Annotated in this window: 13 protein-coding genes; 6 read left to right on the top strand and 7 right to left on the bottom strand. The window is 67.1% G+C overall.

Features of this window, described 5'->3' with window-relative positions; translation table 11 throughout:
- The first annotated feature begins 54 nt into the window (after positions 1-54).
- The 3 genes from ABQZ09_RS08630 to ABQZ09_RS08620 all read left to right on the top strand — a co-directional run bounded on the left by ABQZ09_RS08630 (position 55) and on the right by ABQZ09_RS08620 (position 5,231).
- Complete coding sequence (locus ABQZ09_RS08630) at positions 55-1,203, top strand: efflux RND transporter periplasmic adaptor subunit (protein ID WP_349776667.1); 1,149 nt, start codon at positions 55-57, stop codon at positions 1,201-1,203.
- Entirely contained in the window at positions 1,200-4,292 is a 3,093-nt protein-coding gene (locus ABQZ09_RS08625; RefSeq protein WP_349776666.1) for an efflux RND transporter permease subunit, read from the top strand. The genes ABQZ09_RS08630 and ABQZ09_RS08625 overlap by 4 nt, the downstream gene beginning before the upstream one ends.
- Positions 4,293-4,424: 132 nt before the next feature.
- On the top strand, positions 4,425-5,231 hold the full coding sequence (locus tag ABQZ09_RS08620) for an oxidoreductase (RefSeq protein WP_349776665.1): 807 nt from the start codon (positions 4,425-4,427) through the stop codon (positions 5,229-5,231).
- A 63-nt stretch (positions 5,232-5,294) separates the two neighbouring features.
- Here the strand turns inward: ABQZ09_RS08620 and ABQZ09_RS08615 are convergent, their stop codons facing one another.
- Positions 5,295-6,095 (bottom strand): SDR family oxidoreductase, encoded by an 801-nt coding sequence (locus ABQZ09_RS08615; protein WP_338121411.1) that lies wholly within the window; start codon positions 6,093-6,095, stop codon positions 5,295-5,297.
- Between the two features lie 84 nt (positions 6,096-6,179).
- On the opposite strand from ABQZ09_RS08615, the gene ABQZ09_RS08610 reads away from it, so the two are divergent.
- Both ABQZ09_RS08610 and ABQZ09_RS08605 read left to right on the top strand, forming a co-directional pair.
- Entirely contained in the window at positions 6,180-6,590 is a 411-nt protein-coding gene (locus ABQZ09_RS08610; RefSeq protein WP_349776664.1) for a winged helix-turn-helix transcriptional regulator, read from the top strand.
- 189 nt (positions 6,591-6,779) lie between these two features.
- Positions 6,780-7,112 (top strand): DUF6172 family protein, encoded by a 333-nt coding sequence (locus ABQZ09_RS08605; RefSeq protein ID WP_039407940.1) that lies wholly within the window; start codon positions 6,780-6,782, stop codon positions 7,110-7,112.
- Between the two features lie 423 nt (positions 7,113-7,535).
- Here the strand turns inward: ABQZ09_RS08605 and ABQZ09_RS08600 are convergent, their stop codons facing one another.
- From ABQZ09_RS08600 to ABQZ09_RS08575, 6 genes are all read right to left on the bottom strand, one after another.
- Positions 7,536-8,810, bottom strand: coding sequence for a DEAD/DEAH box helicase (locus ABQZ09_RS08600; protein ID WP_349776663.1), 1,275 nt, complete (start codon positions 8,808-8,810; stop codon positions 7,536-7,538).
- Between the two features lie 234 nt (positions 8,811-9,044).
- Positions 9,045-10,538: a dihydrolipoamide acetyltransferase family protein gene (locus tag ABQZ09_RS08595; protein ID WP_349776662.1), complete on the bottom strand. Its 1,494-nt coding sequence runs from the start codon at positions 10,536-10,538 to the stop codon at positions 9,045-9,047.
- A complete protein-coding gene (locus ABQZ09_RS08590) occupies positions 10,535-10,918 on the bottom strand; it encodes an SH3 domain-containing protein (protein ID WP_039407948.1) in 384 nt (127 codons plus the stop codon). Before ABQZ09_RS08590 ends, ABQZ09_RS08595 begins: the two co-directional genes overlap by 4 nt.
- 1 nt (position 10,919) lies before the next feature.
- Positions 10,920-11,990, bottom strand: a complete 1,071-nt coding sequence (locus tag ABQZ09_RS08585; protein ID WP_349776661.1) for an alpha-ketoacid dehydrogenase subunit beta — start codon at positions 11,988-11,990, stop codon at positions 10,920-10,922.
- Positions 11,983-13,071, bottom strand: a complete 1,089-nt coding sequence (pdhA, locus tag ABQZ09_RS08580; protein ID WP_039407955.1) for a pyruvate dehydrogenase (acetyl-transferring) E1 component subunit alpha — start codon at positions 13,069-13,071, stop codon at positions 11,983-11,985. Before pdhA ends, ABQZ09_RS08585 begins: the two co-directional genes overlap by 8 nt.
- A gap of 177 nt (positions 13,072-13,248) precedes the next feature.
- The gene (locus tag ABQZ09_RS08575) at positions 13,249-16,836 is read right to left on the bottom strand and encodes a lamin tail domain-containing protein (protein ID WP_349776660.1); all 3,588 of its coding nucleotides are present in this window, start codon (positions 16,834-16,836) and stop codon (positions 13,249-13,251) included.
- 462 nt (positions 16,837-17,298) lie between these two features.
- On the opposite strand from ABQZ09_RS08575, the gene ABQZ09_RS08570 reads away from it, so the two are divergent.
- Positions 17,299-18,186: a tryptophan 2,3-dioxygenase gene (locus tag ABQZ09_RS08570; protein WP_228313416.1), complete on the top strand. Its 888-nt coding sequence runs from the start codon at positions 17,299-17,301 to the stop codon at positions 18,184-18,186.
- Positions 18,187-18,191: the final 5 nt, after the last annotated feature.

Here is an 18,191-nt window from a genome sequence, read left to right as displayed (position 1 = left end):
ATTTGGTCACAAGTCCCAGGATGCGAACCTTCATCAGATCGCTTCGGGATTCCCATGCTTCGGCGCCGCCTCGTTACCTCCACCGTCCTGTGTGTCCTGCCGCTGGCACTGAGTGCCTGCGGCGGAAAGGCACAGCCTGATCCACGCACTGCCACCCCGCTGGTCCGGGTAGCCACGGTGGGCGACGCCAGCAGTGCGGCGCGCAGCTTTTCCGGCACCGTCGCGGCGCGGGTCCAGAGCGACCTGGGCTTCCGGGTGGCCGGCAAGGTGTCCGCACGGCTGGTCGATGCCGGCCAGAGCGTCAAGCGCGGGCAGCCGTTGATGCGCATCGACCCGGTGGATCTGCAGCTGGCTGCCCGTGCGCAGCAGGACGCGGTCGCCGCCGCGCGTGCCCGCGCCCAGCAGGCCACCGACGACGAGGCCCGCTACCGCGACCTGCGCGGCACCGGTGCCATCTCGGCCTCGGCCTACGACCAGATCAAGGCCGCCGCCGATGCGGCCAAGGCGCAGCTGAGCGCCGCCCAGGCCCAGGCCGACGTGGCGCGCAACGCCAACCGTTACTCCGACCTGCTGGCCGATGCCGATGGCGTGGTGATGGAGACCCTGGTCGAGCCGGGCCAGGTGGTCGCGGCCGGGCAGCCGGTGGTGCGGCTGGCGCATGCCGGCCCGCGCGAGGCGGTGATCCAGCTGCCGGAAACCCTGCGCCCTCAGGTCGGCTCGGTGGCCCAGGCCACGCTGTTCGGCAACGCCGCCGTCAGCGTGCCGGCCACCTTGCGCCAGCTGTCCGAGAGTGCCGACCGGCTCACGCGCACCTTCGAGGCCCGCTACGTGCTCGACGGCGCGCTGGCGCAGGCGCCGCTTGGCACCACGGTCAGCGTGCGCGTTCCCGGCACCACCACAGCCGGCACCCAGGCCGGCCTGCAGGTACCGCTGGCCGCGCTGTTCGATGCCGGCAAGGGCCCGGGCGTGTGGGTAATTGCGGGCAACCCGACCAAGGTGAGCTGGCGGCCGGTGACGGTGCTGGGGCTGGACGATGACCATGCCAATGTCGCCGGCACGCTGGCGCGCGGCGAGCGCATCGTGGCGTTGGGAGCACACCTGCTGCGCGACGGTGCGCAGGTACGCATCGCCGGTGCCGGTGCTGCCGGCAGCACTGCCGCCACCGCTGGCAACACCGCCAAGGCGGCAGGAGCGCAGCCGTGAGCGAGGGCCGGTTCAATCTCTCGGCGCTCGCCGTGCGCGAGCGCTCCATCACGCTGTTTCTGATCTTCCTGATTTCGCTGGCCGGCCTGGTGGCGTTTCTCAAGCTCGGGCGTGCCGAAGACCCGGCATTCACCATCAAGGTGATGACGATCGTGACCGCCTGGCCGGGCGCCACGCCGCAGGAAATGCAGGACCAGGTGGCCGAAAAACTCGAAAAGCGCATGCAGGAATTGCGCTGGTACGACCGTACCGAAACCTACACGCGCCCCGGTCTTGCGTTCACGACGCTGACCTTGATGGACAGCACCCCGCCCGGTGAGGTGCAGGAGCAGTTCTACCAGGCGCGCAAGAAAGCCGGCGATGAAGTGGCCAACCTGCCGGCCGGGGTGATCGGGCCGCTGATCAACGACGAATATGCCGACGTCACCTTTGCGCTGTTCGCGCTCAAGGCCAAGGGCGAGCCGCAGCGGTTGCTGGCACGCGATGCCGAGACCCTGCGCCAGCGCATCCTGCACGTGCCGGGCGTCAAGAAGGTCAATATCATCGGCGAGCAGCCCGAGCGCATCTTTGTCGAGTTCTCGCATGAGCGTCTGGCCACGCTGGGTGTCAGTCCGCAGGACGTGTTTGCCGCACTCAACGCACAGAACGCCTTGAATGCCGCCGGGTCGGTGGAAACGCGCGGGCCGCAGGTATTCATTCGCCTGGATGGCGCGCTGGACAGCCTGCAGAAGATCCGCGACACCCCGTTGGTGGTACAGGGCCGCACGCTGAAATTGTCCGATATCGCCACCGTCAAACGCGGTTACGAAGATCCGTCCACCTTCATGATCCGCAGCGGCGGCGAACCGGCGTTGCTGCTGGGCATCATCATGCGCGATGGCTGGAACGGCCTGGATCTGGGCAAATCGCTGGACAGCGAAGTCAGCGCAATCAATGCCGAGCTGCCGCTGGGCATGAGCCTGAGCAAGGTCACCGACCAGGCGGTCAACATCGACGCGTCGGTCGGCGAGTTCATGACCAAGTTCTTCGTCGCGCTGCTGGTGGTGATGCTGGTGTGCTTCGTCAGCATGGGCTGGCGGGTGGGCATCGTGGTGGCGGCAGCCGTGCCGCTGACGCTGGCGGCGGTGTTCGTGGTGATGCTTGCCACCGGCAAGAATTTCGACCGCATCACGCTGGGCTCGCTGATCCTGGCGCTGGGCTTGCTGGTGGACGACGCCATCATCGCGATCGAGATGATGGTGGTGAAGATGGAAGAAGGCTATGGCCGCGTCGCCGCATCGGCGTACGCGTGGAGCCACACCGCTGCGCCGATGTTGTCCGGCACCCTGGTCACGGCAGTCGGCTTCATGCCGAACGGATTTGCTGCCTCCACGGCCGGCGAATACACCAGCAACATGTTCTGGATCGTGGGTATCGCGTTGATCGTGTCGTGGGTGGTGGCGGTGGTGTTCACGCCCTACCTGGGCGTGAAGATGCTGCCCGACCTGAAGAAGGTCGAAGGCGGGCACGCGGCGATGTACGACACGCCGCGCTACAACCGCTTTCGCGATGCGCTGGGCCGCGTGATTGCGCGCAAGTGGCTGGTGGCCGGTTCGGTGGTGGGACTGTTCGTGCTGGCGATCGTCGGCATGGGCATCGTCAAGAAGCAGTTCTTCCCGATCTCCGACCGCCCCGAAGTGCTGGTGGAAGTGCAGCTGCCGTACGGCACTGCGATCACCCAGACCAGTGCGGCGGCCGCCAAGGTGGAAGCCTGGCTGTCCAGGCAGAAGGAAGCGAAGATCGTGACCGCGTACATCGGTCAGGGTGCGCCGCGCTTCTTCCTGGCGATGGGCCCGGAACTGCCGGACCCTTCGTTCGCCAAGATCGTGGTGCGTACCGACGACCAGCACGAGCGCGATGCGCTGAAGCTGCGCTTGCGTGAGGCGATCGCGCAAGGCCTGGCACCGGAAGCGCGCGTGCGCGTGACGCAACTGACCTTCGGCCCGTACTCGCAGTTTCCGGTGGCCTACCGGGTAAGCGGTCCCGACCCGCAGGTGCTGCGTGGCATTGCCGCGCAGGTCAAGCAGGTCATGCAGGACAGCCCGATGCTGCGCACCGTCAATACCGACTGGGGCGTGCGCACACCGACGCTGCATTTCAGCCTGGACCAGGACCGCCTGCAGGCAGTGGGCTTGACCTCGACCGCGGTTGCCCAGCAGCTGCAGTTCCTGCTGTCCGGCGTGCCGATCACGCTGGTGCGCGAGGATATCCGCAGCGTGCAGGTAGTGGCGCGGTCGGCCGGCGACACGCGCTTCGACCCGGCCCGCATCGCCGACTTCACCCTGGCCGGTGGCAATGGCCAGCGCGTGCCGCTGTCGCAGGTGGGCAAGGTGGATGTGCGCATGGAAGAGCCGGTCATGCGTCGCCGTGATCGGGTGCCGACGATCACCGTGGGTGGCGATGTCGACGACCAGCTGCAGCCGCCGGATGTCTCGGCAGCGATCACCAAGCAGCTGCAGCCGATCATCGACAAATTGCCTGGCGGGTATCAGATCAAGGAGGCTGGCTCCATCGAGGAATCCGGCAAGGCCACAACCGCGATGCTGCCGTTGTTCCCGATCATGCTGGCGGCCACCTTACTCATCATCATCCTGCAGGTGCGCTCGATCTCGGCGATGGTGATGGTGTTCCTGACCAGCCCGCTCGGCCTGATCGGCGTGGTGCCGACCTTGATCCTGTTCCAGCAGCCGTTCGGCATCAATGCGCTGGTGGGGTTGATTGCGCTGTCGGGCATCCTGATGCGCAACACGCTGATCCTGATCGGGCAGATCCATCACAACGAAGCCGAAGGACTGGACCCGTTCCATGCCTTGGTGGAAGCCACCGTGCAGCGTGCGCGGCCGGTGATCCTGACCGCGCTGGCGGCGATCCTGGCGTTCATCCCGCTCACCCATTCGGTGTTCTGGGGCACGCTGGCCTACACGCTGATCGGCGGCACCCTGGCCGGCACCATCCTGACCCTGGTGTTCCTGCCGGCAATGTATTCGATCTGGTTCAAGATCCGGCCCGACACCACCGGCAGTAAGCCTGCGGTGGCACAGCACGCGTAAGGCGCCGGGGCGGCGGCAGCGGTGTTGCCGTCGCCCAGGCGTGTGGTCCTTGCATCTCTTTCGAACCGCGGCGCTCGCGTCGGCCTTGCTGCGTAAGCGCACGCTGTTCTCCTTTCTTTCGAGGAACCTGCAATGCAACAACAGACTGTGGTGCTGATCACCGGCGTCTCGTCCGGGATCGGGCGCGTGGCCGCCGCGCGTTTTGCCGCGCGTGGCTGCATCGTCTACGGCACGGTGCGCAATCGCGCTGGCGCAACACCGCTGCCGAACGTGGAGCTGGTCGAGATGGATATCCGCGATGCAGCGTCCATCAAACGGGTCGTCGACGGCATCGTTGGGCACAGCGGCCGCATCGATGTGCTGGTCAACAATGCCGGCGCCAACCTGGTCGGCGCGGTGGAGGAAACCAGTGTCGAAGAGGCCGCCGCGCTGTTGGATACCAATGTGCTGGGCATCCTGCGCACTCTCCAGGCGGTGCTGCCGCACATGCGTGCACAACGCGCGGGACGCATCGTCAACGTCAGCTCGGTACTGGGATTTCTGCCGGCGCCGTACATGGGCGTGTACGCCGCCTCCAAGCACGCGGTGGAAGGGCTGTCCGAATCGCTGGACCATGAGCTGCGCCAGTTCGGTATCCGGGTGACATTGGTGGAGCCGGCGTATACCAAGACCAGCCTGGGCAGCAATTCGCCGGTGGCGCAGACCCCGATTGCCGAGTACGACCGCGAACGCGGCGTGGTCAGCCGTGCGGTCACCGGCCATATCGACAACGCACCGGAACCGCAGGACGTAGCCAGCACCGTGGTGGACGCCGCGCTAGGTGCATGGCACATGCGTCGCACGCCCCCGGGGCAGGCATCGCTGCTGCGCAAGCTGCGCCGCTTCATGCCCGCCGGTGCGGTGGATGGCAGCCTGCGCAAGCAACTCGGGTTGGGCTGACGCCGTAAAGCGGCGCGTCCCCATGCAGCCGGGATCCGGCTGCATGCAGTGGTCGAGCACCCGTTACACCTGATCGGTCGGCACCACATACACCTCGGCAATGTTGACGTTCGCCGGTGCCTGCGCCGCGAACAGGATGGTGTCGGCAATGTCCATCGGATCCAGCATCCGCACCGTGCCGGCGAAACCGGCCATCATGGCCTGATATTCTGCGCTGGTGGTCTGTGCCGGAAGCTCGGTTGCGACAATGCCCGGTTGAATGCTGGTGACACGGATGTTGTGCTTCTTGCCGACTTCCATCCGCAGGCCTTCGGTGAAGGCGGTTACTGCAAACTTGCTTGCCGAGTACACCGCAAATCCCTGACCAAAGACCTTGCGCCCGGCGATCGAGGATGTGTTGAAGACGTGGCCGGAATGTTGCTTGATCATCTGCGGCAGTACCGCTGCGGCCACATTGAGCACGCCTTTCACATTGACGTCGATCATCTGTTCCCATTCGTTGGTATGGAAATCGTCGATGCTGGACAGCGGCATGATGCCGGCATTGTTGACCAGCACGTCGATTGCGCCATAAGCCGCGATCAGTGCTGCCACGCCTGCGTTGACCGAGTCCTTGTTGGCAACATCCATTTCCAGCACCAGCGCTTGGCCGCCTGCCTGCTCGATGTCCGACTTCAACGCCTGCAGCCGTTCGGTGCGCCGCGCCGCAAGGCCGACCTTCATGCCGGCCGCTGCGAGTTTCTTTGCCGTTGCGTTGCCGATGCCGCTGGAGGCGCCGGTAATCAAGGCCACTTTGCCGTGGAGCTCATTCGTTGACATGGACAGTCTCTCGTTGGTTGTCGATGCGGGATTGGACGCGGCCACGCCCCGTCGAATCGGTGTTCAGTGCCAGCGAGATGATATCCATCCTATACTTAGTTTCAATTACGCACCTATAGGTAACTAGATATGGCCGAGGAAACCACTGCGCCCTGCGATCTCTATCGCATTGCGGACATCCGCACGGTGCTGGAGCCGATCGCCAACAAGTGGTCGGTCATGATCATGACGGTGCTATGCAATGGGCCGACGCGCTTCAACCAGATCAAACGGCAACTGGATGGCGTGACGCACAAATCGTTGACCGAAGCGCTGCGGCGCCTGGAACGGATCGGGTTGATCAGCAGGGAAGTGATTTCCTCCTCGCCGGTGGCCGTGCAATACCGGCGCACGCCGTTGGGCGACACTCTGGAAGCGCCGCTGATCGCGCTGCTGCACTGGTGCCAGGACCACGCCGATGAGGTGATTGCGGCCGAGCAGGCGTTTGTAGCGAGTCCTCCGGCTGCGGCGCTGGAATCGGCATCTGCCGCTCTGCAGTGACCTGGGAGCGGCCGATGTTTACAGTCGCGCGCCATGCGTGGATCGGTGCTGGGTGGGGCGCGCCGGCCCGGCGACTGCATGCCCCGATCAGTCTGCGAGCCTGCTGATCGATCCACCGGAACGCCGACGATTCCCCCACAACGGCCACGTGGCCTCACAATAGGCGGCCAGTTCCGGAACGATGTCGCCATGCGCAAGACCTACCAGCTCAACCTTGAAGGCAAGAACCGCGATCGTCTGCTGGAGTCCAGCAAGCACGATATCCGCAAGTACATCCGTCGCGAGCGCCGCAAGGAGTTGCCGGAAGGTGCGGACTACTGGGACTTCGACATGCGCTTTGGCGTGGACGAAGCCAGTGCGCAGCCGCTGCCGCCGGCAGAGCTGATCCGCGCGATCAACACGCTCACCAGCGAAGGTGGCGACCAGTTCTTCGTGGAAATCCTGCGCAAGCCCGCCAAGCGTACCCCGCGCACCGACGGCGATGCGCTGGCCGGCGGTGAGCTGGATTTCGAGCAGGACTGAGCGCCGCTCTCATGACGACTGCGCCGCCACCATGACGGCGCGGCCGGTGCACTGGACCGGCATCTAACACGCGTGCAGCGCAGTGCCCTTGCAGCGTCCACTCCTAGCTGTTGGCTGCTGTCGTGCGCTTGAAGCGCGGCTTTCATCGCGGTTGCGCAGCGGCCGGGCAGGCGATGCTGCAGGCCGGAAAACGGCTGCACCCTGCAGGCGCTGAGGTTGCGCTGCGGCGTCCGTAGCTAACGGATGCGGATCGCCAGGTTGTACGCCAGCTTCGTCGCGCTCCGCATAAGGCGGCATTTGTCGCCATGTGGTTAGCGGCGAACTGGACCTGCGCGGCTGTACTGCGGCAACGGGGTCCTGTCACCGCGCGTCGCCCGCGGATCGAGGTGCCTGCGCAACGCGATGTGCCGCGCTGCTGGCGCGTCAGTCCGGTTTGGCCGCAGCCTGCGCAGCCGCGCGCAACTTGTCCTTCTTGCTGGGCCGCTTGCCCTTGATGCCGCCGTTGTCGTCGGCTGCGCGGATGGGCGAGCCCGCAGCGGGCTCGCCGGGCGTCGGTTCGAAGCCGGGGACGATCTCGGGGGCGACACGCAGCGCCTGGCGTTTTTCGATCAGCCGCCATTGCTGGGCGTTGTCGGCGGTGACGAAGCTGATTGCCACGCCGCTGGCGCCGGCGCGTGCGGTGCGCCCGATGCGGTGGGTGTAGTCGACGGTGGAGCGGGGCAGGTCGTAATTGAGCACCGCCGGTAGCGCGTCGATGTCGATGCCGCGCCCGGCCAGATCGGTGGCCACCAGCACTTGCACCTCGTGCTGCTTGAACGCGCGCAGCGTGCGTTCGCGGCGGCCCTGGCTCAGGTCGCCATGCAGCGGCTGGACCGTGATGCCGGTCTTGCCCAGTTTTTCGGCGACCTTCTCGGCGGTGTGGCGGCTGGCGACGAACACCAGCAGCTGCGGCCATGCGTGTTCCTGCAGCAGATGACGCAGCAACTGCGTGCGTTGGCCGGCATCCACCGTGATCGCGCGCTGTGCGATTGCCGGTGCCTGCTCCGGCGTGGCCTCGATGGTGATGCGCAGCGGGTCGCGCAGGCGGCGTTTTGCCAGCGCGGCGATGGCCGGCGGATAGGTGGCCGAAAACAGCACGCTCTGCCGCTGCGCAGGCAGCAACGCCAGGATGCGATCGAGCTCGGCGCCGAAGCCCAGCTCCAGCAGGCGGTCGGCTTCGTCCAGCACCAGCGTGGCTACCTCGCTCAGGCGCAGCGCGTTGTGTTCGACCAGATCCAGCAGCCGGCCGGGCGTGGCCACCACGATGTCGGCGCCACCGCGCAACGCCAGCAACTGCGGATTGATCGAACTGCCGCCGGTGGCGAGCACCGTCTTCAGGCGCCGCGGCAGATGCGCCGCCAGCTGGCGCAGCGTGTCGTCCACCTGTGCAGCCAGCTCGCGGGTGGGCACCAGTACCAGCGCGCCGAGCACGCGCGGTGCGCTCTCCGGCGCCAGCATGCGTTGCTGCAGCAGCGGCAACGCATAGGCCAGGGTCTTGCCCGAACCAGTCTGCGCCATGGCAATCAGATCGCGTCCGGCCAGCATCGGCCCGATGGCCCGTTGCTGAATCGGTGTGGGCGTGCGCACGCCGGCCTTGGCCAGCGCGGTGTCGAAGAACGGCTGCAGCTGCGGCGACAGCGAGAGATTGGAAAATGACATGCGCCGATTATCCAGGCATTGCACTGCAATCGCTTGGTCGCCCCTCACTCGGGGTGTCCGGCGAACACTGCGTCGGTCCGCAGCGGCCTTGCAGGCAGGCCGCAGATCGCCGCTCGACAACCCTGCCGCGCGACAATCCAGGCTCGCAACCGCCGAATCGCTGGCCTGCGGATGGCAGCCGCCAGGCCAGCCGCGCCCATCCAGCGATGGGCGAGGCCAGTTGCCCGCTGCGCCTCAGCTGGCCAGCGCCAGATCGTCCAGCATCGCGCGCAGGAAGCGTGCGGCTTCGCCGCCGGTGGCGGCGCGGTGATCGAAGGTCAGCGACAGCGGCATGACCTTGTGGGTTTCCACCCCGCCCATGACCGGGGTGAGCTGATAGCGCGCACGGCCGGCAGCCACGATCGCCACGCACGGCGGCACCACCACCGGTGTGGCGTAGCGGCCGGCGAACATGCCGAAGTTGGACAGCGAGATGGTGTAACCGCTCAGTTCCGAGGCGGCGATGCTGCGGCTTTCCACCTGCTGGCGCAGGCGGTTGACGCCCTCGCGGATGCCGTGCGCATCCAGCATGTCGGCATTGCGCAGCGCGGGCACGAACAGGCCTTCTTCGGTGTCCACCGCGATGCCGACATCGACCTGATGGTGCAGGGTGCGGCTGAGTGCATCGCCATCGAACCAGGCATTGAGCGCGGGCACTGCCTGGCACGCGCGCACGATGGCGCGCACCAGGCGCACGGTGACGTCGTTACCGGGCTGCCAGGCATGCAGGTCGGCGTCGTCGTTGAGCGTGGTCGGCACCACCTTGCTGTGCGCATCGGCCATCACGCGCGCCATGTTGCGGCGCACGCCCTTGAGCTGTTCGGGCTGGCCCTTGGCGCTGATGCCGGGCGATTGGGTGCGCATCGGCTTGCCGCTGGCTGAGAGCGGCGAGCGGGCAGAGCTGCCCTCATCCGCCCTGCGGGCACCTTCTCCCGCAGGCGGGAGAAGGGTCGCCGCTCTGCCGTCGGCAGCGATCCCAGCGGCTCTCCTACCGTCAGCGATTGCACCACCTCTCCCGCCTGCGGGAGAGGTCGGCGCGCCAAGCGCGCCGGGTGAGGGCTGCGCGGTGCCGGCGGCGGCTGCCTGCTTCACATCTGCCAGCGTGACCGTGCCGTCCGGTCCGGTGGCGCGCACCTGCGCCAGATCCACGCGCAGCTTGCGCGCCAGCGCCCGCACCACCGGCATCGCGCGCACGCCGCCGACGGCGATGGCCTGCTCGCTCTGCACGGTGTCGGAGCTTTGCATCGCGCCCACCACGGTACCGGCGTCGTCGCGCTGCCCGGTGCCGGCGTCGGCATCGGCAATTTCGCCGCCGTCATCGGAGGCCACCACGCGCTCGGTGGGGCCGGCCGCGCTCTGGCCGGTGCTCGGTGTCGTGGCCTGGGCGGCGCCGTGACCATGCCCGTGGCCGGTGTCCTGGCCATCGGCGCGCTGCGGCTGCGAGGCGTCCAGCGCAAACTGCGCCAGCATGGAACCGGTCACGATCACATCGCCGGCCGCGCCGGCCAGCTTGACCACGGTGCCGGAGAACGGCGAGGGCACGTCGACCACCGCCTTGGCGGTTTCCATCGACACCAGTGGCTCGTCCAGGCGCACGCTGTCGCCCTCCTTGACGAACCATTCGACGATGGTGGCATCCGGCAGGCCTTCGCCCAGGTCCGGCAGATGAAACGTCTTGCTTTCGCTCATGGCAGATTCTCTTGCGCCGCAGGCACGTGCGGCGTGGTGTCGTCGAGGAGTTCCAGATCGGCCGCCGGCAGCCAGCCCTGCGCGCCATCGGCACGCTCGGACCACCACCAGCCACCATGTTCGTGGTGCAGCAACACGTCCTCGCCGGTGTCGGCAGTGAGTTCGCGTGCGTCGTAATCGTGTAGCGCTTCGGCCATGCCGTCGCCCAACGGGCGCAGCCAGGCCAGCGGCGCCCAGCCGGCACGGCCGTCGTCGGTGGTGACCCAGGCGAACGCCGGCCATTCTTCATCGCGTACACCCACGCTGACCCGCTGGCCCGCCTGGAAGCGGACCGGGTTGGCGTAGGCGGCGCGGTGCGTGCAGAGCAGACGGGCGCGCATGTCAGCCGGCAGCCACGGCGCGCCGTGCGGCAGTGACGATGCGCTCCACGCTGGGCAGATACTTCATTTCCAGCCGGAACAGCGGGATATGCGTGTCGTAGCCGGTGACGCGTTCGACCGGAGCGCGCAGGTCGTACATGGATTTTTCGGCCAGCTGCGCGGCGATTTCCGCACCGAAGCCGGCAGTGCGCGGGGCTTCCTGCACGATCACGCAGCGGCCAGTCTTTGCCACCGATTCGGCAATGGTGTCGAAGTCCAGCGGGCGCAGCGTGGCCACGTCGATCACTTCGGCGCTGATGCCTTCGCCGGCGAGTGCGTCGGCCGCTTCCAGCGCTTCCTTGACCTGCGCGCCCCAGGTGACCAGGGTGACGTCGGTGCCATCGCGCAGCACGAAGCACACATCCAGCGGCAGCGCCTCGCCGTCGTTGGCCACCACTTCCTTGTACTGGCGGTAGATGCGCTTGGGCTCCATGTAGATCACCGGGTCCGGGTCGCGGATGGCGGCCAGCAACAGGCCGTAGGCGCGCTGCGGCGAGGACGGCAACACCACGCGCAAACCGGGCACGTTGGTGAAGATGGCCTCATTGGCTTCGCTGTGGTGTTCCGGTGCGCGGATGCCGCCGCCCCACGGCACGCGCAGCACCATCGGGCAATGCAGACGGCCACGGGTGCGGTTGCGCAGGCGCGCGGCGTGACAGATCAGATGATCGACCATGGGATACACGAAGCCATCGAACTGCGCTTCGGCCACCGGCTTCATGCCCTGCGCGGCCAGGCCCACGCTCAGGCCGGCGATGGTGGTTTCGTCCAGCGGCGTGTCCAGCACGCGTTCGCTGCCGAAGCGCTGCTGCAGGCCGGCAGTGGCGCGGAACACGCCGCCGTTGACGCCGACATCCTCGCCCAGCACCAGCACCGCGGGGTCGTGTTCCAGCTCCCAGGACAGCGCCTGGGTGATGGCTTCGATCAGGGTGATGGGCGAACTCATGGCAATTTCTCCGCGCGTTGCAGCGGCGTTGTAAGGGGCATTGGCGTGCTGCGACGTGTCGGCGGGCGCATGCTTGAGCTCATCCATGACGCGTCTCCAGGGCCATCACCTCGGCGCGCTGTGCCAGCAATGCGGCCGGCGGGTCGCCATAGAGGTAATCGAACATCGCCTCCACCGGTTGCACCGGCGTGTTCAGGTACGCGTTGACCTCTTCGTCGATGCGCGCGCCGCATTCGGCTTTCCACGCGTCTTCCTGCGCCTGGTCCCACAGGCCCTGCGCGGTGAGATAGCGGCGCAGGCGCAGCAGCGGCTCGCGGGTCCAGGCCTGTTTGACCTCGTCTTCGCCACGATAGCGGCGCGCGTCGTCGGCCGTGGTGTGATCGGTGAGGCGGTAGGTCATGAACTCGATCACCGTGCCGCCGTCGCCGGCCAGCGCACGCACGCGCGCCTGGCGCATGGCTTCGAGCACCGCAATCAGGTCGTTGCCGTCCACCTGCAGGCAATGCAGGCCGCCGGCCAGGCCTTTTTGCGCCAGGGTCTGCGCGCCGGTCTGCGCCGAACGCGGCACCGAGATCGCCCAGCCGTTGTTGATCACGCACAGGATCAGCGGCAGCTTGTAGGCGCCGGCCGAATTCAGTGCGGCATAGAAGTCGGTCTTGGAGCTGCCGCCGTCGCCGCAGCAAGCGACCGCCACCTGTGGCTTGTTCTGCAGCTTGAACGACAGCGCCGAGCCGGCTGCATGCAGGCACTGGGTGGAGATGGGCACGCAGATCGGGAAGTCGATGGCCGCATCGGCGTCGCGCGGATAGTCGCTGCCGCGCTCGTCGCCACCCCAGTACAGCAGCACATCGCGCGGGCGCACACCGCGCTCGAACATGGTGCCGTACTCGCGATAGCTGGGCGCGAACACATCGCCGCTGCGCATCGATGCACCGATGCCCACGTGGGTGGCTTCGTGGCCAAGGCTGGCCGCGTAGGTGCCGAGCTTGCCGGTGCGCTGCAGGGCCACCGACTTGGTGTCGAAGGTGCGCACGAACAGCATGCGCTTGAACAGGGCGAGCAGGGTCTGCGGATTGGCGGCGTCGGCCGGCAGGTCGTCGCGGACGAGGTTGCCGTCCGCATCCATGTATTGCAGATAGTCGATCTGGAACTGCGCGGCTACGCTCATTGCGGCGACACCTTCATCAAGAAGTTTCAAATGATATGAGTTGCCATGTTAAGGACGGCGGAGCAAAACGCTGTCCTGCACCGCAGCACACAATGATGCTGGGATGCACAAAAAAAAGGGCGCGGACCAGGCCGCGCCCTTTGTCGCAGTAACCCACTGCGACGTGTTGCAGTGCGATCAGCGGCGGCTGTTGCCTCCGCCGATCGGGGTGACGATCAGCGCCGTGTTGTCGGCCGGATTGGCATCGGGCGAGCTGGAGCTGGCCGTGGCCTGCACCCGCACCGCGCCTTCGGCCGGGAGTGGCTTGGTTGCCACGGTCAGCTGGAAGGCGGCCTGCGCGCCGGGCAATACCACCGCCGCAGTGCTGCAGACGAAGCGGGCGCTGCGCAGCGATTGCACCTGCTTGTCGCAGCGCCAGCCCTGCGGCGGCACCAGCTGCGACAACGCCGACACCGTATTGCCTTCGATTACCAGGCTGGGGCGTTGCGCCGGTGCGGCGCCGATGTTGCTCAACAGCACGCGGTAGCTGGCATTGAAGGCGGTGGTCGGCAGACTGGTGGGGCCCTCGAAACGCACCGCCAAGTCACTGCGGGGTTGCGGCCGTGCCTGCACCGAGACCGTCGCGGTGTCGGTGTTGTTGTCCGGCTGCGGGTCGGGAGACTGCGAGGCGACCGACCCGGCCAGCATCACGGTGCGGCCTGCCAGTTCCGCGCCAGTATCGAGTTGCACCGCAAAGCTCTGCATGGCGCCGGGGTTCAATGCGGGCAGATTGCAGGTGAACGTGGTCTGCGTGGCATTGGTCTGGTTCTGGCAAATCCAACCCGTCGGAGCCGTGATACGTGCCCGCACCGGCAGGTCGAACACCAGCGCCAGTGCTGTGAACGGTGCCCGATCCGGCCCACGGTTTTCCACATCCACGGTGTAGTCGATGCGCTCGCCTTCGGTGACCTGCGCGCGTGCGGCCGTGACTGCCACGCCCAGGTCCGCATTGACCTGCTTGGTCATCCGCAACAGCACCACGGTGGGATCGTGATCGGACAGGCGCGTGGGCGTATTGGCATCGTTGCGCGCAGTGCCGGGGAAGTCGGCATTGATGCGGGCGTGGCCGACCGAGAGCGAGGCGATCTGCGGCGTGCGCATCAGGGCGTCGTTGGCCAGGATGTGATCCAGCGACTGCACGTTGCCGTCGAAGGCGTACGAGTAGCTCTGGTCGGGCGTGTTGAACCAGGTCAGGTCGGTGTAATCCGGGTTGACCAGATCGGCACCATCGCCGCCCACCACGGTCTGCGCATCCGGCGCCGGTTTGCCGGTGACCGTGCCCATCGCATCCACATAGCCGTCGTTGAATTCGAAGGCGTTGAAGTCGCCCATCACCAGCACTTTCTCGTCAGGGTTCAGCTGCTGACGCGTCTGCAGCAGGCGCGCCAGATACTCGGCCTGGGCCTGGCGTTTGGCGCGGATGCGGGTGCCGGCCGCGTCGTCGGTGTCGGCGCCGTTGAGCGAGCGCTGATGCACCACGATGGCGGTCAGCGGCAGCGTGCGGCCATCGGCCTGATGCACGTTGGCGCTGAGCACCAGTGGCGGGCGGTCGTTGAGCAGGCTCACGCCGCCGGCCGGTTCGGTCCAGGTGGCGGTCTTGCCTTCCTGCGCGATGGAGAGCACTTCTACACGCGGCACGCCGCCGGCGACCCAGGCGGTCTTGACCAGGAAGCCGACGTCGATACCGCCGACGTCGTTACCTTCCTGCAGGTAGGCCACGTATTGCGGATTGGACTGCCCGCCGGCCACTGCGTCGGCATTGATGCGCGCCGCCAACGCCTGCAATACGCTCAGGCTTTCCACTTCCACCGTGCCCAGGATATCGGGCAGATGCAGATAACGGCGGATCGCCAGCGAGGCCTTGTTGAGGCGGGCCTGGAACGCGGCCGGCGTGAGTACCGGTTCGCCGATCGCCGGGTCGTTCTGGTCGTCGAAGAAACGCTCCATGTTGTAGGTCGCCACGGCCACATCGTCGGGCTGCGGCAGCGGTGCCGGACGCGGTTTATCCGCATCGTTGCAGCTCACCTGCGGGGTACGTTCCGGGTATAGCGTGTAGCGGCGGAAGCTGTAATCCAGCGGGCCGACCACATTGAACACCAGGCAGCCGGAGGCCAGATCCAGCCGCTCGCCACCCACGCCGGCACTGCCGACCGCGATCACTTCCGGGTTGGTGTTCCAGCGCGGCACCCCGGCTGGCGAACCGGCCGGCAGCGGGTCGGGCAACTGCACGCCCGGCTCGCGGAAGGCACGCGGCACGCCGGTAACCACCGCATGGAACACGCCATTGCTGGTGGCCGTGGCATTGGTCTCGTTGACGCTGCCGCCGGTGGGCGCATTGACGGTGAGGCTGGCGGCGGCCACGCGCATGCCTTCCAGCGCTTCGAGCTGGTCATAGGCGCCGTTGGGGTTGGGGAAGTCCGGGCGCAGGATTATCGGCGACGGCAACGGGTTGCCGGTGGAATCGGCCAGCACGGTGACGCTGCCGCCGATTTCGGTCAGCGGTGGCTGGGTCGGGTCGGCGGTGGGCACGTATTCGATCACCGTGCCCTGCACGCGCACCCGGTTGCCGATGGCGGCCGCTTCCGGCGGTGCGCTGCCGGTGTAGACGTAGACGCCTTCGGAGGTGGCCGGGTCGCCATCGGCTTCGGTATCCGGCGCCTGCAGGAAGAACCCGGCGCTACGGCGTGCGGTGACGATGCCCGAGGTGGCGACGACCTGGCCGTCCAGCGGCGAGCGGGCACCCTTGCCCTGGATGGCGTGGATCGGCAGCAGGCTGAAGTCGTCGTTGAGGATAGTGCCGGTGGCACTGAGCGTGGCCGGCAGCGCGCCGGTAACCGCGCTGATCTGCAGGCGGAAGCTTTCATCCGGCTCGGCGATGGTGTCGCCTACCGCGTCCACCGCAATGCTGGCAGTGCGTTCGCCAGCGGCGATGCGCAGGGCAGTGGCGGGCAGGGCGACGTAGTCGCTGCCGGCGGTGGCGGTGCCATCGACGGTGGCAGCGGTGAAGCTCACCCCGCCCGCGCCGGCCGGCTGGCTCAGGCTCAGCGTGAACACGACGCTGCGGGTGCCGGTATTGCCCTCGGCCTGGCTGACATCGGCCAGCGTAGCGATCGGTTGGCCGCCGCCGCTGCACAGGCGCGCACCGCTGGCGCTATTGCGCGGTGCCGGCGCACCGGTGGCGAAATCGGCTGCGTTGTTGTCGGTGTCGGTGCAGCCTTCATTGCCGCGCAGCACCGCCAGCGTGTTGCTGGGCGCCGCCGTGGGTGCGTTGCCTTCGGCGCAGCTGGCATTGCTGCCGTAGCCGACCAGATCCGCGTAACCGGTGGGGCAGGTGCCGCTCAGCGCGGAGGCGCTATTGCTCAGCGCCACCTTGCCGGCGGTGCCGCTCATGGCCAGCGTGCCGGTGGCATCGGGCGTGGGCAGCGCCACGCTGCCGCCGCTGCCATCGGCCTGCTTGACCAGGTAGTAGCCGCCGGCCGGCACGCTGCCTGCCAACGGGGTGACCTGCCAGCTGCTACCGGCAGCCGAGGCGTACTGCACCGACCAGCCGTCCAGGCTGACTGTGCTGCTGCCGATGTTGTGCAGCTCGATGAAATCGCTGCGGAGGGTGGCGCCGCTATTGCCGCCACCGCCGTAAACCTGGCTGATGACGACCTGGGCATTGGCATGGCCGGCTAGCGCCAGCCCACACAAAAGTAAGGCTGCACGACACTGCAACACTGGCATGAGATGAGAGTCCCCTGGATCCTTGAGACGTGAAACGCTCCCCTGGTCCGGCCACGTCCCTGGCCGGCAGCGCCGTTCGATTCTGCATGAATTTGCAGACCTAGGTTGACGATAGGGTGACAGCGGCGCAGTGGATGCGACTGCGCCGGACCCCTGCTGAGTGGTTCAGAGGTGAAAGAAGCGGCCTCGACGCGGAGGGCTGGGTGTGCCACTCGTGCGTATGGGTTTTCTACGAGGTACCTGCGCAGGTATCTCGCTGGCCCCGATCCCCTCAGGGAAGCCCGCCGGGGCTGCAAGCAGCCAAGCCAAGGCCGGCATGGCCATGGCCGAATACTCCCCGCCATCCGCCATCCGCCATCCGCCATCCGCCATTCCCCATTCCCCATTCCCCATTCCCGAATCCCGAATCCCGAATCCCCGCCGCTGCGCTACCCTGCGTGGCCCGATCTTCAGCGCTGCGCCATGCCCGTCGACAAGAACCTGCGTGACCTGGAACCCGGTATCCACACTGATCTGGAGGGGCGGCTGACCTATGGCGGCTATCTGCGGCTGGACCAGCTGTTGTCCGCGCAGCAGCCGCTGTCCGAGCCGGCGCATCACGACGAAATGCTGTTCATCATCCAGCACCAGACCTCCGAGCTGTGGCTGAAGCTGCTGGCGCACGAACTGCGCGCGGCCATCGTGCACTTGCAGCGCGACGAGGTCTGGCAATGCCGCAAGGTGCTGGCGCGCAGCAAGCAGGTGCTGCGCCAGCTCACCGAACAGTGGTCGGTGCTGGAGACGCTCACGCCCAGCGAGTACATGGGCTTCCGCGATGTGCTCGGCCCCTCGTCGGGCTTTCAATCGCTGCAATACCGCTACATCGAGTTCCTGCTCGGCAACAAGAACCCGCAGATGTTGCAGGTGTTCGCCTACGACCCGCAGGGCCAGGCGCGGCTGCGCGACGTGCTGGAAGCGCCGAGTCTGTACGAGGAATTCCTCCGCTATCTGGCGCGCTTCGGGCATGCGATTCCGCAGCAGTACCAAGCGCGCGACTGGACCGCCGCGCACGTGGCCGACGACAGCCTGCGCCCGGTGTTCGAGCGCATCTACGAAAACACCGACCGCTACTGGCGCGAGTATTCGCTGTGCGAAGACCTGGTGGATGTGGAAACCCAATTCCAGCTATGGCGCTTCCGCCACATGCGCACGGTGATGCGGGTGATCGGCTTCAAGCGCGGCACCGGCGGCTCCAGCGGCGTGGGATTTTTGCAGCAGGCGCTGGCACTGACATTTTTCCCGGAACTGTTCGACGTGCGCACGTCGGTGGGCGTGGACAGCCGCCCACCGCAGGGCAGTGCGGTACGTTAGAGCGC

The sequence above is a fragment of the Xanthomonas sp. WHRI 6106 genome (assembly GCF_040202405.1).
Taxonomy (GTDB): Bacteria; Pseudomonadota; Gammaproteobacteria; order Xanthomonadales; family Xanthomonadaceae; genus Xanthomonas; species Xanthomonas cannabis.
Note: the sequence above shows the minus strand (reverse complement) of the source record. Positions and strands in the feature narration are given on the sequence as shown.